This is a genomic window from Kluyvera chengduensis, assembly GCF_044197065.1.
Lineage (GTDB): Bacteria > Pseudomonadota > Gammaproteobacteria > Enterobacterales > Enterobacteriaceae > Kluyvera > Kluyvera ascorbata_C.
Map to the genome: position 1 here is coordinate 53,836 of NZ_JBIQOI010000005.1, position 25,497 is coordinate 79,332.

A 25,497-nucleotide genomic window follows, 5' to 3' on the forward strand; every position below is an offset into this window, starting at 1 on the left:
CCTGAAAAGCAGATTAATTTTGCGCGTAAAGGTTCTGTTGGCGGCGCTTGATAATGCGCTCGCGCAGCATGTCGTACACCCAGTTGTAGAGCATGGTGTAGGGCAGGAAGAACAGGAAGAAACCAATCTCCAGCGTGAGGGCCTGCAGCAGCGTCACGCCCAGCACCAACGACACGATACTCACCCCGATAACGATAAACCCGCACTCAAAGCCAAGCGCGTGCAGCGCACGAACCTTAGCGGTACGGATAACGCGGGTCACCGGCCAGAAGCGGTCGAATCCGGCGTTATAGATGATGTTCCAGATCATCGCGGTGGTGGCAAGAATCACCGTTAGCCCGCCCATTTCAAGCACGGAGCGCTGCATCAGGTAAGCCGCTGTAGGGGCGAGGATCGCGGTGGCGATCCCCTCGAAGCACACGGCATGGAAGATACGCTCCGGGAGTTTTCTGCGATGTAATGAATCGTTTTGCATGTTGTGACCTTTGATTTTTGGCAGGCAATAGTGCGCATTTTATGGATAAATGTGATAAGTAAAAGATAGAAACCATCGATAAAGTAGATACATCATGCGCTATTCTCCCGAAGCACTGACGGCGTTTGTCGAAACCGTCTCCTGTGGTTCTTTCTCTGCGGCGGCGCGTCGTCTGCGAAAGAGTCAGTCGACCGTCAGCACAGCCATTGCGCATCTGGAGGCGGATCTCGGCGTGACGCTGTTTGATCGCTCCACGCGCCAGCCGCTGCTCACCGCCGAAGGCCAGCGGGTGCTGAGCTACGTGCAGGCCATTCTCAGCGCCAGTGAACGGCTGGACGAGCTGGCGGTGTCGCTGAGCGGCGAGACCGAGGCGCGGCTCACCTTCGTGCTCTCCGATACGCTGCATCCAGATGTGCTGGAAGATCTGCTGGCCCAGTTTGACCGCCGCTTCCCGCACACGGAGTTTGAGTGCCTGGTCGGGGAAGACGACGACGTTGTCGACCTCCTGCAAAAAGGGCGTGCGCAGGTGGGGCTGATTGAAGCGCGGGATAGCTATCCTACCGATATCGGCCATACCCGCTTGCCGATGCAGACGCGTATGGCGATTTACGTCTCGCCGACCCATCCGTTGGCTGCGGAGCGAGGGCTGGAGTGGGAACAGTTGAGCACCTGGCGCGAGCTGCGCCTGAATACCTATCTGGAAAATCACACCACCCCCGCGCGCGGGCCGGTATGGTCTGCGCCAAACTATCTGATGCTGCTGAGCATGGCGGCGCAGGGGCTAGGCTGGTGCGCGTTGCCCTGTGCGCTGGTGGATGAATTTGCGCGCTCGGCAGAGCTGACTATGCTGGATATTGTGGGCTGGCCCATTTCGGTTTCAACCGATCTCCTTTGGCATAAAGCCTCACCGTTGGGTGCGGCGGGAAGCTGGCTACGGCAGTATCTACAGCAGGTTTCCGCCTAGCGAATTTGATATGAATTTCCTTTGTGATAAAACTCACTTTTTTTAAACAATTACGAAAATAGTTGATAACAATCATCTACTATACGCGGATAATTTTGCGCTGAGGTCGAGATGAAAGACGTCGTTATCGTAGGTGCAGTGCGCACGCCCATAGGCTGTTTTCAAGGGGCGCTTGCCCGTCATTCTGCCGTGGAGTTGGGAAGCCTGGTGATTAATGCTCTGGTCGAGCGTAGCGGCATTTCTGCCGCGGCCATTGACGAGGTGATCATTGGTCAGGTGCTGACCGCGGGAACCGGACAAAACCCGGCGCGACAATCTGCGATTAAAGGTGGTCTACCGAATACCGTTTCGGCTATCACCATCAATGACGTTTGCGGCTCCGGATTGAAGGCGTTGCACCTGGCGACACAGGCGATTCAGTGCGGTGAAGCCGACGTGGTGATTGCTGGCGGGCAAGAAAACATGAGCCGTGCGCCGCACGTGCTGACCGACAGCCGCACCGGCGCGCAGCTTGGCAACAGCCAGCTTATCGACAGCCTGGTGCACGACGGCCTGTGGGATGCTTTCAACGACTACCATATGGGCGTTACGGCGGAGAATCTGGCGCGGGAGTACGGCATCAGCCGCGAACAGCAGGATGCCTGGGCGCTCAGCTCCCAGCATAAAGCCCGCAGGGCTATCGACTCCGGACGTTTCCGCGATGAAATTGTTCCGGTGGTGAATCCGCAGCCGGGTGGCCCGCGAATTGTCGACACTGACGAGCAGCCGCAAACCGATGCCAGCGCCGAAGCGTTGGCCCGCCTGGTTCCCTCTTTTGATCATGCGGGTTCCGTCACCGCGGGCAATGCATCGTCGATTAATGACGGCGCGGCGGCGGTGCTGATGATGAGTGAAAGCAAAGCGCTGGAGCTTGGGCTGCCGATCCTGGCGCGGATCCGCGCGTTTGCCAGCGTCGGTGTCGATCCTGCATTGATGGGGATTGCCCCGGTTTATGCCACTCGCCGCTGCCTTGAGCGCGCTGGCTGGCAGTTGAGCGATGTGGATTTGATTGAAGCCAATGAAGCCTTTGCGGCGCAAGCCATTTCGGTGGGTAAAATGCTGGAGTGGAACGAACAGAAGGTGAACGTGAACGGCGGGGCGATTGCATTGGGGCATCCTATCGGTGCTTCAGGCTGCCGTATCCTGGTTTCACTGGTCCACGAAATGGTGAAACGCGATGCTCGCAAAGGGCTTGCCACGTTGTGCATTGGTGGTGGTCAGGGCGTTGCGCTGGCCGTGGAGCGAGATATTCAGTAATAACGCTTTAGTTTCCTCGTAATTACCCCATCCCAGAAAGGCCTCAATAGAGGCTTTTTTTGTTTATCTGCACTGAGTTACGTGATTATCGTTGTGATTTTGTCTAGTTCATTCCTTTATGAATTTATGTTTATTTGTGTCGATTGCAAATTTTACGCATGAGTAGATGCTTAGCTGAATTATTAATTAAACATAAATTATTACTATTGCTAAGAATAACGTCAGTTATTTTTGGTGGTATAAGGTATTGAAAATGTTGTTTTTTATTTTTATCAAAATAAGGATGTGTGATCCATGTTCTATTTTTTGAGACCAGTTTCTATTTTTTGTTGAGCTTTATCACGTCCTTATTGTGCCACTTTTTATGAAACAAATAATTACGATCCTGATCACTAAAATGCATATCCGGAAAAAATAAAATCAAATTTCATAAAAAAGAAACATAATTTCAATTGAGGGATGGCAAATGTTTAAGAAAACTCTGGCCCTGGCCGTATTAACTGGCATGTCGTTCGCTGCTTCGGCGGTTACCGTTGACCTGCGTCATGAATATATTGACAGCGGCTCCAACGCAGACCGTGTTGCGGTGTCCCATCGCTTTGATAATGGTCTCGGTTTTGGCGTGGAAGCAAAATGGAAGACGGGCGGTGATACTGATAAGCAGGATCGTCCGTTTAACGAAATGGTGGGTAATGGTCATGAAGAATCCATTAACTGGCGCTGGAAGGCGACGGATAATTTTGCCCTGAACCCAGGTTTTAACATTGAAAGTAAAGACAGTTTCTCAATCTACAAGCCTTATTTACACGCGCAGTACAGCTTTGATAATGGTTTCTACGTAGCAGCGCGTTACCGCTATGAATATACCCGTGTACCGGCAACCTCCAGCAATGGCGGCGGCGTTGATGATAAAGTCAATAAAGTGGATACCTGGGTGGGTTGGGTAATGGGCGACTGGCGCGCTGAGTTGAACTATGTTTATGCGCGCAGTACGGTTGCCGACGATGAGCATAAGAGCCTGTATCGTAATAACAACAAACCGTACAGCACCGAATATAACGCTAAGCTGGCCTACAAATGGGATAAGAACTGGTCCCCGTACTTTGAAGTGGGCAACGTGGGCGTGAAATCTACCGATGAACGTCAGACCCGTTTACGTGTTGGTGTTGCTTACTCCTTCTAAATAAATTCGGACCCTCATCCGTTTTCCCCCCGGAGCATTTAGCCGGGGGTTTTTGTTTTTGTGGCTGTGTACGGTTTTCCCCCTCACCCTAACCCTCTCCCCAAAGGGGCGAGGGGACATTACTGCCCGCACCCAACGGTTCCCTCTCCCTTTTTAAGGGAGAGGGCTAGGGTGAGGGTTCCCGCACCGCCCCAAAAAACGGTCAAAAAAAAGCCCTCCAGAGGAGGGCAAGGCCAGTTACAGAAACACAAAACTCAGAATTATTATGCCTTCACTAACGCACGTTCAGAGGGCAGCTTAGCGATGTACAGCGCCGGCTTGCCGTCCTTGTCAGAGCTAAACAGCACCGCGCTGTCGTCCGGGGTAAAGGACGGATGCGGGTGGGTTACCTGACGGCTGTTTTGTACCGTTGCCCACGAGGTATCGTGACGAGCAACGCGGAAGTAGGCCTGTTTCGCCACGTCAAAGGCGTACAGGTACGGATCGTTATCAATGGTGTAGCCGCTGGTGTCTTTCACATCAACCGGCGTGCCGGAACCGTCGCCGACCAGCATGGTGCCGTCGAAGTTACTCATCAGGTGTGAGCAGGCTGGCATCTGCATCAGCGCTTCGTTAACGTTGGTATCCGGGTTGAAGCGGTAGATGGTGCGACCCTGTTGTCCTTTCAGGTAAGAGACGTACACCAGCGCAGAGCCGTTTGGCACCCAGAATTCGTGCGTGCAGCTTTCGCCTTCCGCGTGTTCTTTGACTTTGCGAACGTTGCTGCCGTCTTCGTTGACCAGCCACATGCGCGCGTCGACCAGGTCATGCGGACCCTCGTGACAGAAGGCGACGGTGCTGTCATCAAACGGACGGTAGATTGGGTGACCGAGCCAGATTTTTTCTTCGTGGATCACCGCGCTTTCGCCGGTTTTCAGGTCAACGCGCAGCAAACGGCAGTGCGGACCTTTATGGAAGAAATCGTGGAACAGCTGCCAGTCGTTCAGCGGCGTCCAGTCGCTTTTCGCAATCTCAATACCCACCAGCTTGGTGCAGTCGCTGTTAGAAACCCAGGTGCCGTAGCCAACCCACTCCTCCGGCACGCGGTATACTTCACGCTCGGCCAGGGTTTTCAGGTTCACTTCCAGCAGCGTGCGGTCGTTCTTCACATAGTAGAGCGATTTATCATCAGGGGAGAGGAAACCACCAAAGGTATTGTCGCCCGCGCCTTCGGTAAGCTGTACCGCTTCGGCATTAGCCACATCCAGCAAATAGTAGTTCCAATGGCCATCGAACTCGCCGGCAAATAACAGATGACTGCCATCATTAAAGAAACACTTCTGATAGAAGTAGTTACGATGACAAGTTACCTCCGGTGGCGTTAAGCGGGTGACCTCCGCGCCGGTATCTGGGTCGCGGCTGACCTCATAGTTCAATTTAACCCGCATGCCTTTAGCCATGATGCTCTCCTTTTACTCAAGCGGTCTCGGGGTGCTATCTCCCTCACAGGCCGATTTGGATGTTATTTTAAAAACTGAGTGTTAATTTATCAAAACAGCGTTTCATTGTTTGTGATGTCAGACTCACTTTATACGAAAAATCATCATTTCTGCTACTTTTTTGAGAAGCCACTCAGCGCATTGTCAAGCCCACCTTTGTTTTTACGTCGTCCTTTCCACCAAAGTGGTAATTTTTCAAAGAAAGCTGTAACCGAATGAATAACATTGTTTTTTATTTTTTCGCAACGCGTCTGAAGCGCGTATTCGTGATCGGATTTGCATTTTTGACAATATTATCCAGGAAAAATGAAACGATGTTTTATTTGCAATTGAAAACCCATTTCATCAGGGATAAGATACAAGCATTAAACAAATCGGAACGCAGTTTCGTTTCAATAAATAGAACATAAGACCACATTATCCTGGAGGTTCAGGTGGAAGTACGACAGAGCATTCATAGCGCTCACGCTAAAACGCTGGATACGCAGGGTCTTCGCGATGAGTTTTTAGTTGAGCAGGTTTTCAAGGCTGATGAATACACCATGGTGTATAGCCATATCGACCGCATTATCGTTGGCGGCATTATGCCGGTTGCAAAAACGGTCTCCGTCGGCGGTGAAGTCGGTAAACAGCTTGGCGTCAGCTATTTCCTGGAGCGTCGCGAGCTTGGCGTTATCAACATTGGCGGCGCGGGCACGATTACCGTTGACGGCCAGTGCTACGAAATTGGCCATCGCGATGCCCTGTACGTGGGTAAAGGCGCGAAAGAGGTGGTGTTCGCCAGCGTCGATGCGGCGAAACCAGCGAAGTTTTACTACAACTGCGCACCGGCCCATACGACTTACCCGACTAAAAAAGTCACGCCTGCGGACGTTGCGCCGGTCACGCTTGGGGATAACCTCACCAGCAACCGCCGCACCATCAATAAATACTTTGTTCCCGATGTGCTGGAAACCTGCCAGCTCAGCATGGGCCTGACCGAACTGGCGCCAGGCAACCTGTGGAACACCATGCCGTGCCATACCCACGAGCGCCGCATGGAGGTGTACTTCTACTTCAACATGGATGAAGACAGCTGCGTGTTCCATATGATGGGGCAGCCGCAAGAGACGCGTCATATCGTTATGCACAATGAACAGGCGGTGATTTCACCGAGCTGGTCAATCCATTCCGGCGTCGGTACGAAGGCTTACACCTTCATCTGGGGAATGGTGGGTGAGAACCAGGTCTTTGATGACATGGATCATGTAGCAGTTAGGGATCTGCGCTAGTCGCGGACAGCATTAGATTAACAATGCCTGTCCGGTACAGGCGCAAAACGACAAGGAATAAAAAATGATTTTGGATTCATTCTCTCTGCAGGGCAAAGTTGCCGTGGTTACTGGTTGCGATACCGGTCTGGGTCAAGGTATGGCGTTAGGTCTGGCGGAAGCGGGCTGCGATATCGTCGGTATCAACATCGTTGAGCCAACCGAAACCATCGAACGCGTTACCGCACTGGGCCGCCGCTTCCTGAGCCTGACCGCTGACCTGCGTAAAATCGATGGCATCCCAGAACTGCTGGAGCGTGCGGTGGCGGAATTCGGCCATATCGATATCCTGGTGAACAACGCGGGCCTGATTCGTCGTGAAGACGCTATCGACTTCAGCGAAAAAGACTGGGATGACGTGATGAACCTGAACATCAAGAGCGTGTTCTTCATGTCTCAGGCTGCGGCTAAGCACTTCATCGCACAGGGTAACGGCGGCAAAATCATCAACATCGCGTCCATGCTCTCCTTCCAGGGCGGTATCCGCGTACCGTCTTACACCGCGTCCAAAAGCGGCGTCATGGGCGTTACCCGCCTGATGGCGAACGAGTGGGCGAAACACGGTATCAACGTGAACGCGATTGCACCGGGCTACATGGCGACCAACAACACCCAGCAGCTGCGTGCTGACGAAGAGCGTAGCGCAGCTATCCTCGACCGTATCCCGGCGGGTCGTTGGGGTCTGCCAAGCGACCTGATGGGGCCAATCGTCTTCCTGGCTTCCCCGGCATCCGACTATATCAACGGCTATACCGTTGCGGTTGATGGCGGCTGGCTGGCGCGCTAAGTTCGCGTTGAGATGATAAAAAAACCTGCTTCGGCAGGTTTTTTTATGTCTGTAGGATTCCCGACGTCGCTTCGCTCGGACGGGCTACGCCAATGCCATCTATAGACTCAAATGTAGGCCGGATAAGCGCAGCGCCATCCGGCGGTCGGGTTGCCTGATGGCACTGCGCTTATCAGGCCTACACATCCCGCATCCTCGCCCGACCGAATGCCGCAGCGCCGGGGTCATTAATCATCCATATCCATATATTCATATAGTCCATGCTATTCATCCCATCATGAAATAGTAACGCATGTGTAATAGGGTTTTTTGCCGATGTGTAACAGGATTTCCTTCCATGCGAAAGTCGAATGTCCATCACAAAACGGACCTGTGCAGCAATATAGTCCATATTAATAACGTTTCTCGCCTGACGTCCTGACGTGGCTATCTCGTATTTTCATCTCATGTTTTATTTTGTCAGGCAGGAAAAAAATGACTTCAATCAGTAACGATTCAACGCTAGTACCGGGCGCGCAACGCGATACCCGACGTATGAATATGTTTGTTTCCTTTGCTGCTGCGGTGGCGGGTCTGCTTTTTGGTCTGGATATCGGGGTCATTGCCGGGGCGCTGCCCTTTATCACCGATCACTTTGTGTTAACCAACCGCCTGCAGGAGTGGGTGGTGAGCAGCATGATGCTGGGCGCGGCGATTGGCGCGCTGTTTAACGGCTGGCTGTCGTTCCGCCTGGGGCGCAAATACAGCCTGATGGTTGGCGCCGTGCTGTTTGTGGCGGGTTCTCTTGGCTCCGGGTTTGCCGTCAACGTTGAAATGCTGCTGGTCGCCAGGGTTATCCTCGGCGTGGCCGTGGGCATCGCCTCGTATACTGCACCGCTGTATCTGTCTGAAATGGCTAGCGAAAATGTGCGTGGCAAAATGATCAGTATGTACCAGTTGATGGTCACGCTGGGCATCGTGATGGCGTTTCTCTCCGACACCGCGTTTAGCTACAGCGGCAACTGGCGTGCGATGCTCGCCGTGCTGGCGCTGCCTGCCGTGATTCTGATTGTGCTGGTGGTATTCCTGCCGAACAGCCCGCGCTGGCTGGCGGAAAAAGGCCGTCATATTGAAGCGGAAGAGGTGCTGCGCATGCTGCGTGACACCTCTGAAAAAGCGCGCGACGAGCTGAATGAAATTCGCGAAAGCCTCAAGCTGAAGCAGGGCGGCTGGGCGCTGTTCAAGGTGAACCGCAACGTACGCCGCGCGGTGTTCCTCGGCATGCTGTTACAGGCGATGCAGCAGTTTACCGGCATGAACATCATCATGTACTACGCGCCGCGCATCTTTAAAATGGCGGGCTTCACCACCACCGAGCAGCAGATGATTGCGACCCTGGTGGTCGGCTTAACCTTTATGTTCGCCACCTTTATTGCGGTGTTTACCGTCGATAAAGCCGGACGTAAACCGGCGCTGAAAATTGGTTTTACGGTGATGGCTATCGGCACGCTGGTGCTGGGCTACTGCCTGATGCAGTTTGATAACGGCACCGCGACCAGCGGGCTCTCCTGGCTTTCCGTCGGCATGACCATGATGTGCATTGCGGGCTATGCGATGAGCGCCGCGCCGGTAGTGTGGATCCTGTGCTCTGAAATTCAGCCGCTGAAATGCCGCGACTTCGGTATCACCTGTTCGACCACCACCAACTGGGTGTCGAACATGATTATCGGTGCGACCTTCCTGACGCTGCTGGATTCCATCGGCGCGGCGGGGACGTTCTGGCTGTATACCGTGCTGAACGTGGCCTTTATCGGCGTGACTTTCTGGCTGATCCCGGAAACCAAAGGGGTTACGCTGGAGCATATTGAACGTAAGCTGATGAAAGGCGAGAAATTGCGGGATATCGGCGTCTAATCAGGAACCCGGCGGCGCTGCGCTTGGCCGGGCTACAGAATTAAAACGTAGCCCGGCCAAGCGCAGCGCCGCCGGGAAAGCTCAGTTCTACACCTTCGCTAAATACAATGCCGGCATTCCCTCAGCGTCCGAGGTATACAGCACCCACTCGCCGTCCGGTGAAAATGACGGATGCGGATGCGTCACCTGACGGTCACCGTCCAGCACCTTCCAACTGCTGTTGTGCTGGCAAATCGCTTTTTTCTCACCCGTTTTTAAATCAAACACCCAAATAAACGGATCGTTCAGGCTGATATCGCCGGTATTATGCGGCGCGCCATCGCCGACTACCTTTGAGCCGTCGTGGTTGCTCATCAGGTGAGAGCAGGGCGGGATCGCCATCAACTGGCGGTTTTCCAGCGTTGTCGGGTTGGCGCTGTAGAGATAACGGTGCGGGCTGTTCTCCTGATGCGCCACGTAGTAAAGCGCGGAGCCGTCCGGCACCCAGAATTCGTGGGTAAAGCTTTCGCCTTTTTGGTGCTGGCGTACACAGCGCATGTCGCTACCATCTTCATTAATCAGCCACATACGCGCATCGATAGCGTCACGCGGGCCCTCGTGGCAAAACGCCACCGTCTTATCGTCAAACGGGCGGTAGATAGGGTGCCCAAGCCAGCGTTTTTCTTGCAGAATGGTTCGCTGTTCCCCGGTTCTCAGGTCGATGTTAATCAGGCGGCATTCCGGGTTGGTAAAGTAGTAGGCGCGGAATTTCGACCAGTCGGTTAGCGGCTGCCAGTCGCTTTTTTTAATTTCGATGCCGACGAGCTTCGTACAGTCTGAGTTCGCCACCCATGTGCCGTAAGCGACCCACTCATCGTCCACTTCGTAAACCACGTATTCTTCCAGCGTGGAGAGATCCAGGCGTCTCAGCTGGCGCGTGTCTTTGACGTACCATAAGGATTTATCGTCGTCGGACAGGAAGCCGCCGAAGGTGTTATCCCCCGCGCCATCGGTAAGCTGGGTCGCCTGTTGGGCGGCAATATCCAGTAAATAGTAGTTCCAGTGCCCCTCGAATGCGCCGCCAAAAATCAGCTTGCCGCCGTCGCGGGTGAAGCATTTTTGGTAGAAGTAGTTTCGGTGGCAAATAATGTGCGGTGGCGTCATCCGGATCACCTCGTGACCGGTTTCGCTGTCTTTCTGCGTGCGGAAATTCAGCGGGATGATTTTGCCTTTCATGTGCTTTCTCCTTGAATAAAAAAATACCCCGCAACCGGAAGTTGCAGGGTATTGATAGCTAAATCGCGATTAGCGCATGGCGCGTTTCAGAATACGCTCGCCCTGACGCTGGAAGTCAGTTGCCGCTTCTTCTACGGATTTCTGGCCGTAGTCGATGTACTGCAGCGTGGTACCGAACTGGGCAACGATCTGCGGGTCATCAAAGTAAGGAGAGACGCTCAGCTTCGCTGGCAGAGACTGCGCCAGACGCAGGCCCGCAACAGAAGGATCGCTCTCTTTCAGGATGCCGTCTTCGGTCAGGTATTTCACCGCCACTTTGCTCAGCGGCACGCCGCGCTCCAGACCTAACGTATCGACCCCTTCTTTGCTGTTCAGCAGGAAGTTAATCACTTTCGCCGCGGCTTCTGGGTTCTTGGTTGATTTGCCGATAGAGAGCATCTGCGCTGGTTTGAAGAACAGACCCGCATCGGTGGCGCCCGGCAGCATTGGATAGCTACCCAGCTCCAGTTTTGCAGGTGGCTTCAGGTTATCGGAGTACTTGTTAATGGTGGAGTTCCACATGTAAGTACCGCCCCATTCGCCCTGAATCCACGGCTTCATTTCATACATGTTGCTCTTACCGAAGGACGCGTAGTACTTGGTATCCGGCATCACGTGGCTGTCGACCAGCTTTTTATACATCTGGAAGAACTCAACCCACTGCTCTTTGCTGTAGGAGAATTTCTTGGTTTCCGGGTTGATGGCCGGAATGTTGTACTTCTGGGTCATGTAGGAGTTCAGCAGCGCCAGGGTATCCTGGTGCTCCAGTACCACCGGGTAGTACTGTTTGCCCAGCTTGCTTTCGAAGGTTTTACCCGCCGCCAGCAGTTCGTCCCAGGTTTTCGGGTATTCAACGCCAGCCTGTTTCCAGGTTTCGTCGTTGAAGTAGAACACGCGCGCTGTCACGGAGATTGGAATACCGTTCAGCTTGCCGTTGACGGTGGTGGACTGCAGCTCTTTGGCATCGAACTGGCTTAAGTCGATCACGTCCTTCATTTTGTTCAGATCGTAGAAGCCGTCGCCGTTTTTGGAGAAGATCGGCAGCCAGTTCCAGTTAGTCTGCATCACGTCTGGCTCGGTGCCACCGGCAATCTGGGTGGTCAGACGGGATAAGTGGCCGTCCCAACCGGTGTATTCTGCTTTAACGTTAATATCAGGGTTCTGCTTATGGAACTCTTCCAGCGCCTTCAGGGTAACCTGGTGACGACCGTTACCTCCCCACCAGGACATACGAAGATCGACATCCTTTGCCATAGAAGGTAGGGCCGTGAGGCCCAGGGTGGCGGAGATTGCTGCGCTTAAAAGCACTTTTTTCATTTTAATACTCCAGATTAAAGGGAGAGGTTCTGTTCAGTTTTAGCATCAAAAATATGGCATTTATTCATATCAAACTTGAAGTACACCTTACGATGAAGCCCCTTATCAATCATCGGCTTAGCTTCATCTGAAGGGATTCGTGCCGTCAGCTCGTAGTTCGCGACTTTCAGGTAAACGAAGAACTCGTGGCCCATGTTTTCCACGCGAACCATCTCGCCGCTGCAGCCGCCTTCGGCAAACGGCTCGTCGGACAGCGAGACAAATTCAGGGCGAATACCGTAGAACACCTCTTCGTTGTCGTGACCGGCGAGTTTCTGGTTCAGCCCTTCGCTGAGCGCCATGAACTCATCGCCAATCGCCAGGTTTAAGGTGCCGTCTTTGTTCACCAGCTTGCAGGCGCGGATGTTCATTTCCGGCGCGCCGATAAAGCCCGCCACGAACATGTTCTTCGGCTTGTGGTACAGGTTGTCCGGGGTATCTACCTGCATGATATGACCCAACTTCATCACGCAGATACGGTCGCCCATGGTCATCGCTTCGGTCTGATCGTGGGTCACGTAGACGGTGGTTGCTGGCTTGCCGGATTTCTTGAGCTGCTTGTGCAGGTCGGAAATACGGATACGCATTGACGCACGCAGCTTGGCATCGAGGTTCGACAGTGGTTCATCGAACAGGAACACGTCTGGCTTTTTCACAATCGCACGACCTACGGCCACACGTTGTGCCTGGCCGCCGGAGAGCTGACGCGGCAGACGGTCCAGCAGCTCTTCCAGTTCGAGGATTTTCGCCGCTTCGTTAACCTGTGCGTCAATCTGCGCTTTCGGCAGCTTGCTCAGCTTCAGGCCGAACGCCAGGTTTTCACGCACGGTCATGTGCGGATAGAGCGCATAGTTCTGGAACACCATCGCAATCCCACGCTCTTTTGGCGCGAGGTTGTTGACGATTTTCTCACCGATACGCACTTCGCCGCCGCTGATGGTTTCAAGTCCTGCCAGCATACGCAGGGTGGTGGACTTGGCGCAGCCGGACGGGCCGACAATCACCATGAACTCACCTTCAGCGATTTTCAGGTCGATACCATGTACCGCTTTGAAGCCGTTGGAGTACACTTTTTCCAGTTTGTTGAAAATAACTTCAGCCATGATATATCCCTCTTAACCTTTAATTCCGCTGCTGGTAACGCCCTGTACGAAGTAGCGCTGCGCCAGGAAGAACACAATGATAGATGGCAGAATGGAGATGCTCGCCATTGCCAGAATTTCGTTCCACGGCGCGCCTTCGGTCACGTCGATGGACATTTTCAGTGCCAGTGCAATCGGATACTTATCAACGCTATAGACGTAGATCAGCGGGCCGATAAAGTCGTTCATGGACCACATGAACTGGAACAGTGCGACGGAGATAATCGCTGGCTTCAGAATCGGTACCACCACGTACCACAGCACCTGGATGGAGTTACAGCCGTCAATCTGCGCCGCTTCTTCCATGTCACGCGGCACGCCACGCAGGAACTGAATCAACATGAAGACGAAGAACCCTTGCGTGGCGAAGGCCAGCGGCAGGTACAGCGGCATGTAGCTGTTCAGCATGCCCATTTCGCGGAACATCAGGTACTGAGGAATCAGCAGTACGGTGCTCGGCAGCAGCATGGTGGTGATGAGCGTCGCGAACCAGAATTTCTTCCATGGGATCTCGAAGCGGGCAAAGCCGTACGCCACGATGGTGGAAGAGATAATGGTCAGGATGACCTTAGGAATCACATACTTGAAGGTGTTCAGCATGTAATGCCCGAAGGTGTACTCGGTACCGGTTTTCCAGCCGTTAATGAAACCGTCCCAGGTAGCATGTGCTGGCCACAGGCTCAGGGTAGTGAAGATCTCGTGGTTCGGTTTGAACGACGCCGAGAACATCCACGCCAGCGGGTAAAGCATTAACAGACCGACGATCAGCAGGATGGTGTAGCGAATCCAGGCGTTGATCTTCTCGCGACGCAGGGTGCGGGCAACCTCACGCTCGGCGATGGTTCTTGCGTCGGAGATTTGTTGGATATCAGCCATTTTTGCCTCCCTTATCGGCGGAGTAGAACACCCAGTATTTTGAAGACTTAAAGGCGATGCCTGCGAAGACAGCAACCACCAGGAACAGAACCCATGCCAGCGCTGCGCCGTAACCCATGTCGAAGTACTTGAACGCCGTGTCGTAGATGTACAGCGAGAACAGGTACGTTGAGTAGGTTGGGCCGCCGCCGGTAATCACGTACGGGCCGGTAAACTCCTGGAATGCCTGAGTGGTCTGCATGATGAAGTTGAAGAAGATAACCGGCGTAATCAGCGGCACGGTCACTTTCATAAACATCTGCCATTTAGACGCGCCATCGATCATGGCGGCTTCGTACTGAGACTGTGGAACGTTTTGCAGCGCCGCCAGGAAGATAACCATCGCGGAGCCGAACTGCCAGACGCGCAGCAGGGTAACGGACATCAGCGCCAGAGACGGTTCACCCAGCCAGTTGACCGGATCAAAACCAAGCACGCCGATAAAGCTATTCAGCAGGCCGTCGATGGCGAACAGCGCACGCCACAGAACGGCGATAGCCACGGAGCTACCGAGGATTGACGGAATATAATAAGCAGTACGGAAGAAGCCGATACCGCGTAATTTAAAGTTAAGAACAAACGCAATCCCTAACGCAAAAGCGAGTTTTAAAGGGATGGTCAAAAATACGTAGGCGAACGTTACGCCCATGGATTTCCAGAAGAGCGTGTCTTCTGTAAACATGTAGCGATAATTTTCAATGCCGTTAAATACCGGTGGACTCATCAAGTCATACTCAGTAAAACTGAGGAAGAAAGATGAAACGAACGGGAAGGCCGTGAAGATTATCAACCCAATGATATAGGGTGAAATCCAGGCCAATCCCAACATTCTGTTTTCATTCATACATACCTACCTGGCGAACAAGTGTGTCAAACGGATTGGGTGTCTGTTACATCCCCTGCGCCTGTTGGCGCCTGGGCGTTAAAGTCTTAGCTTGTTATTGGTCATGCAGCCTTTCCCTGTAAGTAGATGTAATTCAAATTCTTTTGTGGCTATCCATCGTCTGGTTAGTTGGTGTTTTAAATTCTTGCCCTTTGCGAGGGCTTTTTTATAAAACGCCGTTTTAAATTTATTTTATTGCGATTTGTTTCTGCGTCATTCGATTAATCATGAAAGTGTGATCGAAGTCGAAACGATGTTTCATTATAGTGATGGCGATTGTGTTTTTGCCGATGGTACGGCGCTTTCAGGGGGATCTGGTATGGAAGTTGATGGCTCCGTAAAAAACGATATAGTTGATCGTTCTAATGATTAACCCACTAATTCTTAGCGTTGCAGGAAATATTTAGTTGTAGCAACAAATACTGCGCTGGACGGTGGCGTAAATTCATTCTGGCGGTATGCGGATTATGATTAGGCGTGATAGGTTTTGTCGGAAAAAACGAATATTTAATGCGTAAGAGAGTAGCGCTAAGACGAATGTATAAATAAAAAAGCCGGGGTCGTGAAACGACCCCGGCTTTTTTATACGATGTCAGGCTTTAAGAAAGTCCTGACGCATTGGCGTAAAGGTATCCAGTAGCGTACCGGCTTTCAGGCAAACGCAGCCGTGCATAATGTTCGGCTGTTTATACAGCGTATCGCCCGAGCCAACCACGTGCTTTTCGTCACCGATGGTGAATTCGAATTCGCCCGACAGCACATAGGTCAGTTGTTCGTGCGGGTGGTTGTGCATCGGGCCGATAGCGCCCTGTTCGAAGTTCACCTCAACGGCCATCATTTTGCCATCGTGCGCGAGAATGCGGCGGGTTACGCCATTGCCCAGATCTTCAAGGGTGGTTTCTTTATGAAAAATAAACATCAGGCGATCCTGTTTGTATGTTGAAACGTTGTTTCATTAAATTTATCTCAGAAACGATCAAAAAGAAATCTATCGCCGCAGATGTGGAAAGTTGATCACAACTTTGGTTCACTGAGAGCACGACGCAAAACAAGGTGAACGACATGAAAACGATTGGGCTTCTGGGCGGAATGAGCTGGGAATCGACGATTCCCTACTATCGCTTGATTAACGAAGGGATAAAACAGCGGTTGGGCGGCCTGCATTCAGCACAAATTTTGCTGCACAGTGTAGATTTCCATGAGATTGAGCTTTGTCAGTCGCAGGGGGATTGGCAGAAGGCAGGAGATATTCTGGCGCAGGCGGCTGTGGGTCTTCAGCAGGCTGGCGCAGAGGGTATCGTGCTCTGTACCAACACCATGCACAAAGTCGCTGAAGCTATCGAAACTGCCTGCGATGTACCGTTTCTGCATATCGCTGATGCCACCGGCCGCGCTATCAGTCAGCAGAAAATGACCAACGTCGCGCTGCTCGGTACGCGCTACACCATGGAGCAGGATTTTTATCGCGGGCGCTTGCAGCAGGAATTTGGCATTAACACGCTGATTCCAGAGCAGGATGAACGTCAGAAGATTAACCAGATTATTTTTGATGAACTGTGTCTGGGGGAGTTCAGCGAGGCTTCACGTGATTATTATCTGAGCGTGATTGAAACCCTGGCGCGTCAGGGGGCGGAAGGGGTGATTTTCGGCTGTACCGAGATTGGCCTGTTGGTGCCTACTGCGATGAGTCCGCTGCCGGTGTTTGATACCGCGGCGATCCATGCGGAAGATGCGGTGGCGTTTATGCTGTCGTGATATTGGTTGCCGGATGGCGCTGGCGCTTATCCGGCTTACGGGCACGCGTTGGGTAGGCCGGATAAGATGCTTTGCGTCGCCATCCGGCAAGAACTGCTGAAATCCCTATTTCGCTCTGGTCAATAATTGCCAGGTGATATCCGTCTCCAGTTGCGTTTCATCGTTATTGCCGCTGAATGCGGCATCGTTTAATACCGGGAACAGCGTTACGGTCATACTCATCTGTTTGCCCGTCGGCACGCTATTATTCTCCACCGCTACGATCGTATCGTTGTTGCGAATGTACATGCTGGCGGCGGAGCCGCTCTCTGGTGTCAGGTTGATTTGATCGGTGGTTTTACCGACGTTGTATTCTTTACCATCCACCATAACGTGGCTGACTTTAAAGGCGACACCGCCTTTTTGCCCAAACTGGAAGCGCCCTTTTTCTCCTGCTGCGCCCTGCGCCTGAATGCCCATCTGCATTTTTTCCGGGCAAGATGCACTCATCGTCACTTCCCGCTCGGCCATTTTGTGCCAGCGTTGTTGTGTAGTGACAATGTCATCGCGTTTAAGCTTTGAGTAGTTAACTTCCGCCTGCGAAACGCTGAGCTGGCAATCATCATTATCTGCGTGAGCAAAGGTGGATAGCACTAACCCCGTGCCGATTAGAAGGCATTTCACACTATTTTTCATCGGCACTCTCCGTTTGCTTCTTCGTAAAATGCTTCTTCATCCCGATTGTCTCTGAGGGTATAAGCGATTTTACAAATCCGGTTGTTATTGTTGTCCATGGCGTACAGCGCCGCTAATTGATCCGCGTCATTCAGGAATACATGGCCGTCATCGACGCTGGTCACGACGTAATTCCCTTTGCCATCAACGATAGATAGGCCCTTGGCTAACGCGCTGCCATCGGCGCGTTTAACTCGCAACATCACGCGGCGGCTGTTGAGGACCTTAAAGCTGACTTCACTGACAGAAGCGTGTGCGGCGGCAACATACTTGGTGCCGTTGGCTAGCGTCATGCTTTGTGGCAGCTTGTTGGCATCAATTTCGATACGTGAGTTACGCCATTCATTGAGCGCAGGAATCACCGCCTGGCCCCATTTGTCCGTCCAGACGGTGCCCTGAGGCGTTGTGATCTCCACGCCCGCCTTTTGTTCGTTCAGCTTTGCAATCGCAAAGGTGTCGCGGATGGAATATGGGGTGAAGGTGACACCACTTTTATGCATGGCCACACCGCCAGATAGCGTAGCGTTATAGTTGCGCTGATGATTCCCGCTGCTGCCGCCACCAATACCTAGCTGGGTGTAGTGAAGGTTGCTGGTGACGTTGCCGTTAAAGCTGTTTTCGTTGCTTTCGTTATCGCGGTCGGCCGAGATGTAATAATGGGTATGCGGTGACAGGTTTCCTGAGTTTTGCACACCGTAACTGGTGCGGTTACCCTGATTACGCATATAGGCGCTGATACTCTGTGAGCCTCCGAGTGGAATACTCAGGTTCACGTAGAGCATGTCGTCATCTTGCGAATCGTCGTTGTTACCTACCGAACTTTGCCAGTTCACGGAAACTGAAGCGTATTTGAAGGATTTCCCCCACGATGCCAGCACATAGCGTGAATCTTCACCGTTGCCGCTGGCCTGGTTATAGTTAAAGCCGACGCTAAACGCCCCTGCAATGCCTGTTGCCCAGCTCAGGTTGGCAGACCAACTGTTGTCATAAGGCTGGAAATCATCGTCCATGGCATCTGCCAGTTCGCGATAGCCGCCGCTGTAATGCGATGCGCTGGTCGAAAGGCTAATCTGGTCACTTAATGACAGGTTGTTTTGCAGCTCCGTTTTCAGACCGCTATTTTCATCACCGAACTGTTCACGGCTTCCCGCTACGGTGGCTGAGATGTTCCAGATATCGGTCAATAACACTTCCGCACGAGTACCGACGGCCTGGTAATCCTGCGCGGCAGCGCCAGAGGTCAGGACATTCAGGCGAGGCAATACCCGCCAGCCGTCGGAAATATTCATTACCCATGGATCGTCGTAATCGCTATCGATATTGCGTACGCGACCTACCGATGCCGATAGCCCTTGAGGGCGCGATAGCTGCTGGGCTTTTACCGCCGATGCCGGAACGATAAAACGGTTGGATGCGCCATCGGATTCAATCACCGTGACTTCCAGATCGACGTTGCTGCGCACCATCGGGACATCATCCAGCGTGAACGGCCCGGCAGGGACGAGGGTGTTAAAGATCAGGCGTCCATTCTGGCGTACTTCGACACGGGCCTGTGACGTTCGGGCAATACCCGACACGCTGACGCCGTTGCCACTGTTGTTCAGGCCACTGGTTGGTGTTAACTGAACACCGGTAATGGGCAATCCGCTGAGAACGTCAGAATTGGCGTTGATCTCGCCAACCTGCATCGTCATTTTCTGCGCCATAAATACGTGTTCGGCGTAGGTGTAGATGCTTTCGGCATTTTTATCGCCGTCATCGTCGGTCATGATATAGCGGCTTCGTAGCGCCCAGTCAGCGACGTTAAAGCCACCTTCCAGGCTCGCCTGCGAGTAGTTATTGCTCTGGCTACCTTCATATTCATTGCGGGTGCTAAACAGGGAATAGTTCAGCAGTCCGGCCGTACCACCGTGCTGAAAGTTTTTGATATCCCCATTCAGACCATTCAATGCTTCCGGCGGCAGATAAAGTTCAACGGTTTCCTGTCCAGGCACTGCGTTGACAACAGCCTGCGGGTAGTCGCTACTGATATTGTGGCACTGCTCGCCAGATTTTATTGGCACCGGCATCAGCCCGGCAAAATCGAGAAAATCACTGTCGATGCACAGCGTGCCGTCTTCACCAAAGCGCGCGGCTGCCGTGCCGCGTTCCTTACCGTTTACCACAATCCTGACCGAGTGGACGCCGGGCAAAAAGCGCGGCGTTTCGGCAAAGTAACGGTTCAGGTCGGCACTGAGTCCTCGAGACTGGAGGATCCCAGTGTCGAAGGTGACTTCCCGTGCCTGAGGGCTCGAGGTGAAGAGGAGAGGCAATGCGCAGTACAGCGCGCGACGGATGCCTGAAGCAAGAGGTCGTTGTTTATGCATCGAGGTATCCCTTTATTTCGCGTTGAAATCGGCGATAAAACTCGGGACCTCTACACCATAACGACTGGCAGGGAAAAACTTCACTTTACTATTACCGCTGACGCTTTTAGATACCGTCACATCCAGGGTTTCGCCGGGCAGGATATAGGTTTTTTTAATACTGCCAGCGGTGCCTGAAGGCTGAAATACCACATTTTGCGCCAGACGAACGACGTATTTACTCGGGTTGGTTACTTTAGCGGTTGTGCCAGAACCCGACCATTGCAGCGTTTTCCAGGCATCGGTGACAACAGCCAGCTTCGCAGGGCGAATTAATACCGGGAGATCCTGGCGGATGTTAATGCCGATTTTAATTTTTTTGTCGTCATTTTTCGGCGGAATACCTTCAAAAGTGACGCGCTTATAATGCTCTGTTTCCAACGGCGCATTGTTTTGCAAAATAAAACGCAGCTGCTGTGTTTGCCCTGGCTCCAGACGAACCACGGGTTGGGTGACAACAAGCTTAATGCCGTTATTATCATCGGGAAGATCGACTACGGTGGTATATAACAGCGCGGGTACGCTGTCGGTGTTTTTGATGTTCATCGTGCCGCTATGGGTGGCTTCGTCAATCACCAATAAACTGGTTTCAGGCACCATGCCGGCGGCAAAAATAGAAAAAGGACTTAATAATAATGCAAAGGCCAACGCGGTATTACGAAAACTGCATTTTGAGTAAGACATAAATATTCTTCCTGAAAATAACACGACACTCCGTGTCCGTTGTTGAAGGCGTGAGGGGAGTTACGACTCACCCTCACGAAGAATAAATGAATAACCGATTAAATAATGATTAGAGGTAATTCAGGCTGATAGTTACCTGTCCATCTATAGGTGTATCATCAGTAATGGCTAATGTTGTCGTATCCTGAATGGTCGGATGGGGCTTCAGGGTAAAGGTTGCCGTGGTAAAGGCAAGGGGATCCACCGTGCCTGTAGAGGCGACAGTGAGCTGTTCAAAATGATCGCTTCTTTGTGTATTAACCTGATCGTCCCATGCTTTGGATGCACCCCAATCATTGTTACGATAAATCAGCGTACCTGCTTTTCCATCAACCGTAGGGTTTGGAGCAATCAAAAGTGCATAGTTACCAATATTTACGCCATCCTTTGTTTGGCCGAGGCCGAATACAAGGTACTTAGGTAAGCTGACCAACGAACCGGAAGCGTTTTTTACCTTTAATATTGAGGAGGGTACGCTATCAGCACGGTCATCCTGGGTATACCAGGATACTTTGGTCGGCGCAGTACAATTGATGGTGAGCTCTATACTTTTTTCATCTAACGGATTGATTGCTGTCGCAGACAGCGTGCCCAGACGCACATAGCCGTAATCGACTACTCCGCCGTTACTTAACTCCGGCGTACAAGCGGCATTTGTCAGCTTGCCGTTAACCTGTAGCACTGCCGTGGAGTCAGCGAAAGCAGAGCCTGCACACATCATCAATGTCGCTGCAATTAATGTCTTTTTCATTGGTTAGTCCTTAACGTCGTTTGGTCAATTACAGGTAGCGCAGGCTGATAGTCACCTGACCGTTCAGGTCAGTGTCATCAGTAATGGCCAGCGTTTTGGTATCCTGGATTGCCAAAGAGGTTACCAGTGGGAAGGTTGCTGTGGTGAAGCCCACCGGTTCAAGGCTCCCTGTAGTGGCAACGGTAATGTCGCGGTTGTTCTGGCCTTCGGTTATGCCGTCGGTGGTTGCGGACCAGACGTTGTTATTGCCGAGCATGTAAATGGTGTCGGCGCTTTTGCCATCAGCGACGACATTACTGACCTTGACAAATAGCGAGTAGTTACCGATCGCGACATCGTCTGCCGTCTTGCCAACGCCGTAGGTCTGGTTGGCATCAGAAATAGAACCATTGGTTGCGGAGCCGTTTGCGACGGCGACACCAGCGCGGCTGTCTACACGGTCGTCAGCCAGGTTCCAGGAGACTTTGGTTTCCGCATCGCAGGTAATGGTCAGGTCGATAGTTTTCTGGCCCAGTTGGTTAACTGCAGAGTCAGAAAGTTCAGACAGATGGATGGTGCCGTAGTCAACAACGCCGCTGTTGGATAATTCAGGAGTACAGGCAGAATTCGTTAATACACCTTTAATTTTTAATACAGCGGTCGGTTCGGCGAAAGCAGAGGTCGCACAAGCAGCCATAATAATGGCGAGAAGCGTTTTTTTCATTTGTTAGTCCTTAACAAAAATTCACTTACCATAGTAAGTGGTGGGTTGATATTCATTCTGATGAATGAATTTATTTCGAAATGCCGTCCTTGATTAATAAAAACACTCAGCGATTCTTAAATTTTATTTATATAACCGATGTAACTCAATGCTGATATGCCAAGTGCTTTTAGATACTAACTGGATAATATATTTGACGATTACAAATAGACCAGGCTAACTGTTAGTTGTCCGTCCAGATTCGTGTCATCAGTAATAGCAAGCGTTGTGGTGTCTCTTATTGCCAACGAGGTGACAATCGGGAAAGTAACGTCGCTGACTGCGATAGGATCATACGTACCGGTTGCATTGCCAACGCTCCAGGTTCGATAGCTATTGCCTTGTAAATAGAAACCGACAACCTGGGTCCATTTTTCACTGCCCTTCTGGTTGTAAACGGCCCGTACTTTATTTCCGTCTGCAATAACATTAGCTGCGTCAATAAAGGCAGAATAGGCGCCAATCGTTACATCGTCTTTCGTTTTTCCCACACCGAAGGTCCAGGTGTTACCCGTACCGGTTGAGTCACCATTATAGAATGCATTTTTAATGGTGATGCCTGTTGCAGCAGTATCGGCCTTATCGTCAACCAGAGTCCATCCAATTTTGGTAGGGGAAATACAGTTGATGTTAAAATCGATTTTTTTCTGGCCAAGTTGATTTGTTTCAGTAGAGGAGAGTTCGCCCAGGCGAATGTATCCATAGTCGATGATGCCGCCATTGCTGAATTCAGGAGTGCAGGACGAATTGGTCAATTTACCATTGAGCTGCAGCACCGCCGTGGGATCGGCATAAACTGTGCTGGCACATGCGGTGAGTGCCAGAATAATAAGCGATTTTTTCATGTGTTAATCCTTAACATGTGAAAAGTATTATATATCATCCGTGATATTATATTTTATTTACACTGATGACGGTTATGTATTGTACATGAGCACGTAATAGCTAAAGATAAAAAAAATTAAATTTGTTTTTTAATTTTTCTTAAATTGCGAGTTTATTCACTTTGTGAATTTTATATCCGACAGGAATGAATTGATTTTTACTATTTGTGGGGTGAAGAATGTTGCTCGATATTTATTGTGATGCAAAGATTATGCGATGTTAAAAATCTCACCTTGTCTTTTTGTGCGTAAATTTGGTTTCTTATCTTTCAAATCGTTAGCGAGTTTTCACACGCTATAATCAGCTTTGGCATTTCGGTGAAAAGATGTGCGCTAAACGCATCTACCAGTGCAGAGGCAGGGCGATGCAAAGGGTGAATCAGGCTCACCGTAAAGGGGACCGGGATGCTGAATTGGCGGATAGTAATTCCGCTATTGGCATAGTCCAGTGCGGTCAGCGGATTGACGATGGAAATCCCCACCCCTGCACGTACCATTGCACAAATTGACGCGGCGCTATGGGTTTCAATCACCATTCGGCGCTTCACCTGGTGCTCATGGAATAGCGCGTCTAACAATTGACGGTAACTGTCGGTGCGCGACAGGCTAATATAATTTTCCCCCTCGAAATCAGCGGGGGTTAATACGGGCTTATTCGCTAACGGATGCTCCTGAGGCAGAACACAAACTTCGTTCAGCGAAAGCAATTCGGTCCGTTTGGTACCGGCGGGCGTGTGCAGTGTTTCGGTTAACCCCAAATCATGGCGCTGCGCCGACAGCCATTCCTCCAGTAGCGGTGACTCCTGCGGCACTATCTGAATATTTACCTGCGGATAGCGGGCCAAAAACGGCTGCAGTAGGGGGGGCAAAAAGGATTGTGAAAAGACCGGCAGGCAAACAATAGATAACTCACCCTGGCGGAACTCGCGCAGGCTTTCAGCGGCGCTGACAATCCGGTCCAGCCCGTACCAGGAGCGCTGCACCTCTTCAAATAACCGTAATCCCTGCACCGTGGGGTGCAAACGCCCACGGCTGCGCTCAAATAGCTTTAACCCCAAAACCTGCTCGAAGCGCGCTAGCTCGCGACTGACGGTCGGCTGTGAGGTATTGAGCATTCGCGCGGCTTCCGTCAGGTTTCCCGCCGTCATAATGGCGTGAAAGATTTCGATATGGCGCAGGTTAACGGCTGGCATGGGCATCTCTCTGGTTAAGCATCCATATCATTTTTGCATAGACTCGCGATAAAACGATATTTTTTATTCGCTTCAGGCTGTGGCGTAATCATAAAAAAGATGATTACCGGAGTCTGCCAATGCCACGTCCGCTCAACAATACCGAAACCGACCTCACCGCCGACAACCTGCTGCGCCTGCCTGCTGAATTTGGCTGCCCGGTATGGGTGTACGATGCGCAGATTATTCGCGCGCAGATTGCTAAGCTGCACAAGTTTGACGTGGTGCGTTTTGCCCAAAAAGCGTGCTCGAATATCCACATTCTGCGCCTGATGCGTGAGCAGGGTGTGAAGGTGGACTCCGTCTCATTAGGGGAAATTGAACGTGCGCTGGTGGCCGGTTACGAAGCGGGTAAAGACGAGATCGTTTTTACCGCCGATACCATTGATGATGCGACGCTTGCCCGCGTGCATGAACTGCAAATTCCGGTCAACGCTGGCTCTGTGGATATGCTGGAGCAGCTCGGCCAAATTTCTGCGGGCCATCGCGTATGGCTGCGCGTGAACCCGGGCTTTGGGCACGGCCACAGTCAGAAAACCAATACCGGCGGCGAAAACAGCAAGCACGGCATCTGGTATAGCGATCTTCCGGCGGCCCTTGAGGTGATCCAGCGCTATGAGCTGAAGCTGGTGGGCATTCATATGCACATTGGCTCCGGCGTAGACTATGGTCACCTGGAGCAGGTATGCGGTGCGATGGTGCGTCAGGTGATTGAATTTGGTCAGGATCTTGAGGCGATCTCCGCGGGTGGTGGCTTATCCATTCCGTATCGCGAAGGGGAAGAGGCGATCGATACCGATCATTACTTCGGCCTGTGGAACGCCGCGCGTGAGCAGATTGCGAAACACCTGGGGCATCCGGTCAAGCTGGAGCTGGAGCCCGGTCGTTTCCTGGTGGCGGAATCCGGCGTGCTGGTGGCGCAGGTGCGCAGTGTGAAGGAGATGGGCAGCCGTCACTTTGTGCTGATTGACGCTGGCTTTAACGATCTGATGCGCCCGGCGATGTACGGCAGCTATCACCATATTTCCGCGCTGGCGGGTGATGGTCGTGCGCTGGATGCAGCACCGCAAATTGAAACCGTCGTGGCCGGGCCGCTGTGTGAATCGGGCGATGTCTTTACCCAGCAGGAGGGCGGCAAAGTAGAAACGCGTCTGCTGCCTGCGGTGGTGCCAGGGGATTATCTGGTGCTGCACGATACCGGCGCGTACGGCGCATCGATGTCGTCGAACTACAACAGCCGTCCGCTGCTGCCTGAAGTGCTGTTTGATAACGGCGTGGCGAAGTTGATTCGTCGTCGTCAGACGATTGAAGAGCTGCTGGCGCTGGAGCTTATCTGAGGGAATGCCCGATGGCGC

General features: G+C 52.1%; 24 protein-coding genes. 9 read left to right on the forward strand and 15 right to left on the reverse strand.

The features are described from left to right. Positions 1-13: 13 nt before the first annotated feature. The gene (locus tag ACH1XZ_RS14420) at positions 14-475 is read right to left on the reverse strand and encodes a multidrug/biocide efflux PACE transporter (RefSeq protein ID WP_395596100.1); all 462 of its coding nucleotides are present in this window, start codon (positions 473-475) and stop codon (positions 14-16) included. A gap of 94 nt (positions 476-569) precedes the next feature. Here ACH1XZ_RS14420 and ACH1XZ_RS14425 point away from each other — a divergent pair, with 94 nt between their 5' ends. The 3 genes from ACH1XZ_RS14425 to ACH1XZ_RS14435 all read left to right on the forward strand — a co-directional run bounded on the left by ACH1XZ_RS14425 (position 570) and on the right by ACH1XZ_RS14435 (position 3,918). Next, on the forward strand, positions 570-1,439 hold the full coding sequence (locus tag ACH1XZ_RS14425; protein ID WP_395596101.1) for a LysR family transcriptional regulator: 870 nt from the start codon (positions 570-572) through the stop codon (positions 1,437-1,439). A 111-nt stretch (positions 1,440-1,550) separates the two neighbouring features. Then, positions 1,551-2,735 (forward strand): acetyl-CoA C-acetyltransferase, encoded by a 1,185-nt coding sequence (locus ACH1XZ_RS14430; protein WP_123650663.1) that lies wholly within the window; start codon positions 1,551-1,553, stop codon positions 2,733-2,735. 466 nt (positions 2,736-3,201) lie between these two features. After that, the gene (locus ACH1XZ_RS14435; protein WP_395596102.1) at positions 3,202-3,918 is read left to right on the forward strand and encodes an oligogalacturonate-specific porin KdgM family protein; all 717 of its coding nucleotides are present in this window, start codon (positions 3,202-3,204) and stop codon (positions 3,916-3,918) included. A gap of 263 nt (positions 3,919-4,181) precedes the next feature. Here ACH1XZ_RS14435 and ACH1XZ_RS14440 read toward each other — a convergent pair whose 3' ends face one another. Then, positions 4,182-5,357: an oligogalacturonate lyase family protein gene (locus tag ACH1XZ_RS14440; RefSeq protein WP_395596103.1), complete on the reverse strand. Its 1,176-nt coding sequence runs from the start codon at positions 5,355-5,357 to the stop codon at positions 4,182-4,184. A gap of 473 nt (positions 5,358-5,830) precedes the next feature. Between ACH1XZ_RS14440 and kduI the strand changes: the two genes are divergently transcribed. From kduI to araE, 3 genes are all read left to right on the forward strand, one after another. Further along, entirely contained in the window at positions 5,831-6,667 is an 837-nt protein-coding gene (kduI, locus tag ACH1XZ_RS14445; protein WP_115073724.1) for a 5-dehydro-4-deoxy-D-glucuronate isomerase, read from the forward strand. A gap of 64 nt (positions 6,668-6,731) precedes the next feature. Beyond that, positions 6,732-7,493 (forward strand): 2-dehydro-3-deoxy-D-gluconate 5-dehydrogenase KduD, encoded by a 762-nt coding sequence (kduD, locus tag ACH1XZ_RS14450; protein WP_185670018.1) that lies wholly within the window; start codon positions 6,732-6,734, stop codon positions 7,491-7,493. A gap of 474 nt (positions 7,494-7,967) precedes the next feature. Continuing rightward, the gene (gene araE / locus ACH1XZ_RS14455) at positions 7,968-9,386 is read left to right on the forward strand and encodes an arabinose-proton symporter AraE (protein WP_395596104.1); all 1,419 of its coding nucleotides are present in this window, start codon (positions 7,968-7,970) and stop codon (positions 9,384-9,386) included. Between the two features lie 87 nt (positions 9,387-9,473). Here the strand turns inward: araE and ACH1XZ_RS14460 are convergent, their stop codons facing one another. The 5 genes from ACH1XZ_RS14460 to ACH1XZ_RS14480 all read right to left on the reverse strand — a co-directional run bounded on the left by ACH1XZ_RS14460 (position 9,474) and on the right by ACH1XZ_RS14480 (position 14,897). Further along, a complete protein-coding gene (locus tag ACH1XZ_RS14460) occupies positions 9,474-10,601 on the reverse strand; it encodes an oligogalacturonate lyase family protein (protein ID WP_395596105.1) in 1,128 nt (375 codons plus the stop codon). A gap of 69 nt (positions 10,602-10,670) precedes the next feature. Continuing rightward, positions 10,671-11,957 (reverse strand): ABC transporter substrate-binding protein, encoded by a 1,287-nt coding sequence (locus ACH1XZ_RS14465; RefSeq protein ID WP_395596106.1) that lies wholly within the window; start codon positions 11,955-11,957, stop codon positions 10,671-10,673. Positions 11,958-11,971: 14 nt separating this feature from the next. Further along, complete coding sequence (locus ACH1XZ_RS14470; RefSeq protein WP_395596107.1) at positions 11,972-13,099, reverse strand: ABC transporter ATP-binding protein; 1,128 nt, start codon at positions 13,097-13,099, stop codon at positions 11,972-11,974. A gap of 12 nt (positions 13,100-13,111) precedes the next feature. Beyond that, entirely contained in the window at positions 13,112-14,014 is a 903-nt protein-coding gene (locus ACH1XZ_RS14475) for a carbohydrate ABC transporter permease (RefSeq protein ID WP_035893992.1), read from the reverse strand. Then, positions 14,007-14,897 carry a carbohydrate ABC transporter permease gene (locus ACH1XZ_RS14480; protein WP_035893990.1) on the reverse strand — a complete coding sequence of 297 codons (891 nt, stop codon included), beginning with the start codon at positions 14,895-14,897 and terminating at the stop codon, positions 14,007-14,009. The genes ACH1XZ_RS14475 and ACH1XZ_RS14480 overlap by 8 nt, the downstream gene beginning before the upstream one ends. Positions 14,898-15,171: 274 nt before the next feature. On the opposite strand from ACH1XZ_RS14480, the gene ACH1XZ_RS14485 reads away from it, so the two are divergent. Continuing rightward, positions 15,172-15,309: a hypothetical protein gene (locus ACH1XZ_RS14485; RefSeq protein ID WP_395596108.1), complete on the forward strand. Its 138-nt coding sequence runs from the start codon at positions 15,172-15,174 to the stop codon at positions 15,307-15,309. A gap of 219 nt (positions 15,310-15,528) precedes the next feature. Here the strand turns inward: ACH1XZ_RS14485 and ACH1XZ_RS14490 are convergent, their stop codons facing one another. Further along, positions 15,529-15,855: a cupin domain-containing protein gene (locus ACH1XZ_RS14490; protein ID WP_395596109.1), complete on the reverse strand. Its 327-nt coding sequence runs from the start codon at positions 15,853-15,855 to the stop codon at positions 15,529-15,531. A 143-nt stretch (positions 15,856-15,998) separates the two neighbouring features. On the opposite strand from ACH1XZ_RS14490, the gene ACH1XZ_RS14495 reads away from it, so the two are divergent. Then, positions 15,999-16,691 carry an aspartate/glutamate racemase gene (locus ACH1XZ_RS14495; protein ID WP_395596110.1) on the forward strand — a complete coding sequence of 231 codons (693 nt, stop codon included), beginning with the start codon at positions 15,999-16,001 and terminating at the stop codon, positions 16,689-16,691. Between the two features lie 105 nt (positions 16,692-16,796). Here ACH1XZ_RS14495 and ACH1XZ_RS14500 read toward each other — a convergent pair whose 3' ends face one another. From ACH1XZ_RS14500 to ACH1XZ_RS14530, 7 genes are all read right to left on the reverse strand, one after another. Beyond that, the gene (locus tag ACH1XZ_RS14500) at positions 16,797-17,366 is read right to left on the reverse strand and encodes a DUF1120 domain-containing protein (protein ID WP_395596111.1); all 570 of its coding nucleotides are present in this window, start codon (positions 17,364-17,366) and stop codon (positions 16,797-16,799) included. Next, on the reverse strand, positions 17,363-19,771 hold the full coding sequence (locus ACH1XZ_RS14505) for a fimbrial biogenesis outer membrane usher protein (RefSeq protein ID WP_395596112.1): 2,409 nt from the start codon (positions 19,769-19,771) through the stop codon (positions 17,363-17,365). The genes ACH1XZ_RS14500 and ACH1XZ_RS14505 overlap by 4 nt, the downstream gene beginning before the upstream one ends. A gap of 12 nt (positions 19,772-19,783) precedes the next feature. Next, positions 19,784-20,494 carry a fimbria/pilus chaperone family protein gene (locus tag ACH1XZ_RS14510; RefSeq protein WP_336284893.1) on the reverse strand — a complete coding sequence of 237 codons (711 nt, stop codon included), beginning with the start codon at positions 20,492-20,494 and terminating at the stop codon, positions 19,784-19,786. Between the two features lie 109 nt (positions 20,495-20,603). Continuing rightward, positions 20,604-21,284, reverse strand: coding sequence for a DUF1120 domain-containing protein (locus ACH1XZ_RS14515; RefSeq protein WP_395596113.1), 681 nt, complete (start codon positions 21,282-21,284; stop codon positions 20,604-20,606). A 28-nt stretch (positions 21,285-21,312) separates the two neighbouring features. Beyond that, a complete protein-coding gene (locus ACH1XZ_RS14520) occupies positions 21,313-21,987 on the reverse strand; it encodes a DUF1120 domain-containing protein (protein ID WP_395596114.1) in 675 nt (224 codons plus the stop codon). 200 nt (positions 21,988-22,187) lie between these two features. Continuing rightward, complete coding sequence (locus ACH1XZ_RS14525; protein WP_395596115.1) at positions 22,188-22,871, reverse strand: DUF1120 domain-containing protein; 684 nt, start codon at positions 22,869-22,871, stop codon at positions 22,188-22,190. 308 nt (positions 22,872-23,179) lie between these two features. Further along, a complete protein-coding gene (locus tag ACH1XZ_RS14530) occupies positions 23,180-24,103 on the reverse strand; it encodes a LysR family transcriptional regulator (RefSeq protein WP_395596116.1) in 924 nt (307 codons plus the stop codon). 119 nt (positions 24,104-24,222) lie between these two features. Between ACH1XZ_RS14530 and lysA the strand changes: the two genes are divergently transcribed. Continuing rightward, a complete protein-coding gene (gene lysA / locus ACH1XZ_RS14535; RefSeq protein WP_395596117.1) occupies positions 24,223-25,479 on the forward strand; it encodes a diaminopimelate decarboxylase in 1,257 nt (418 codons plus the stop codon). Positions 25,480-25,497: the final 18 nt, after the last annotated feature.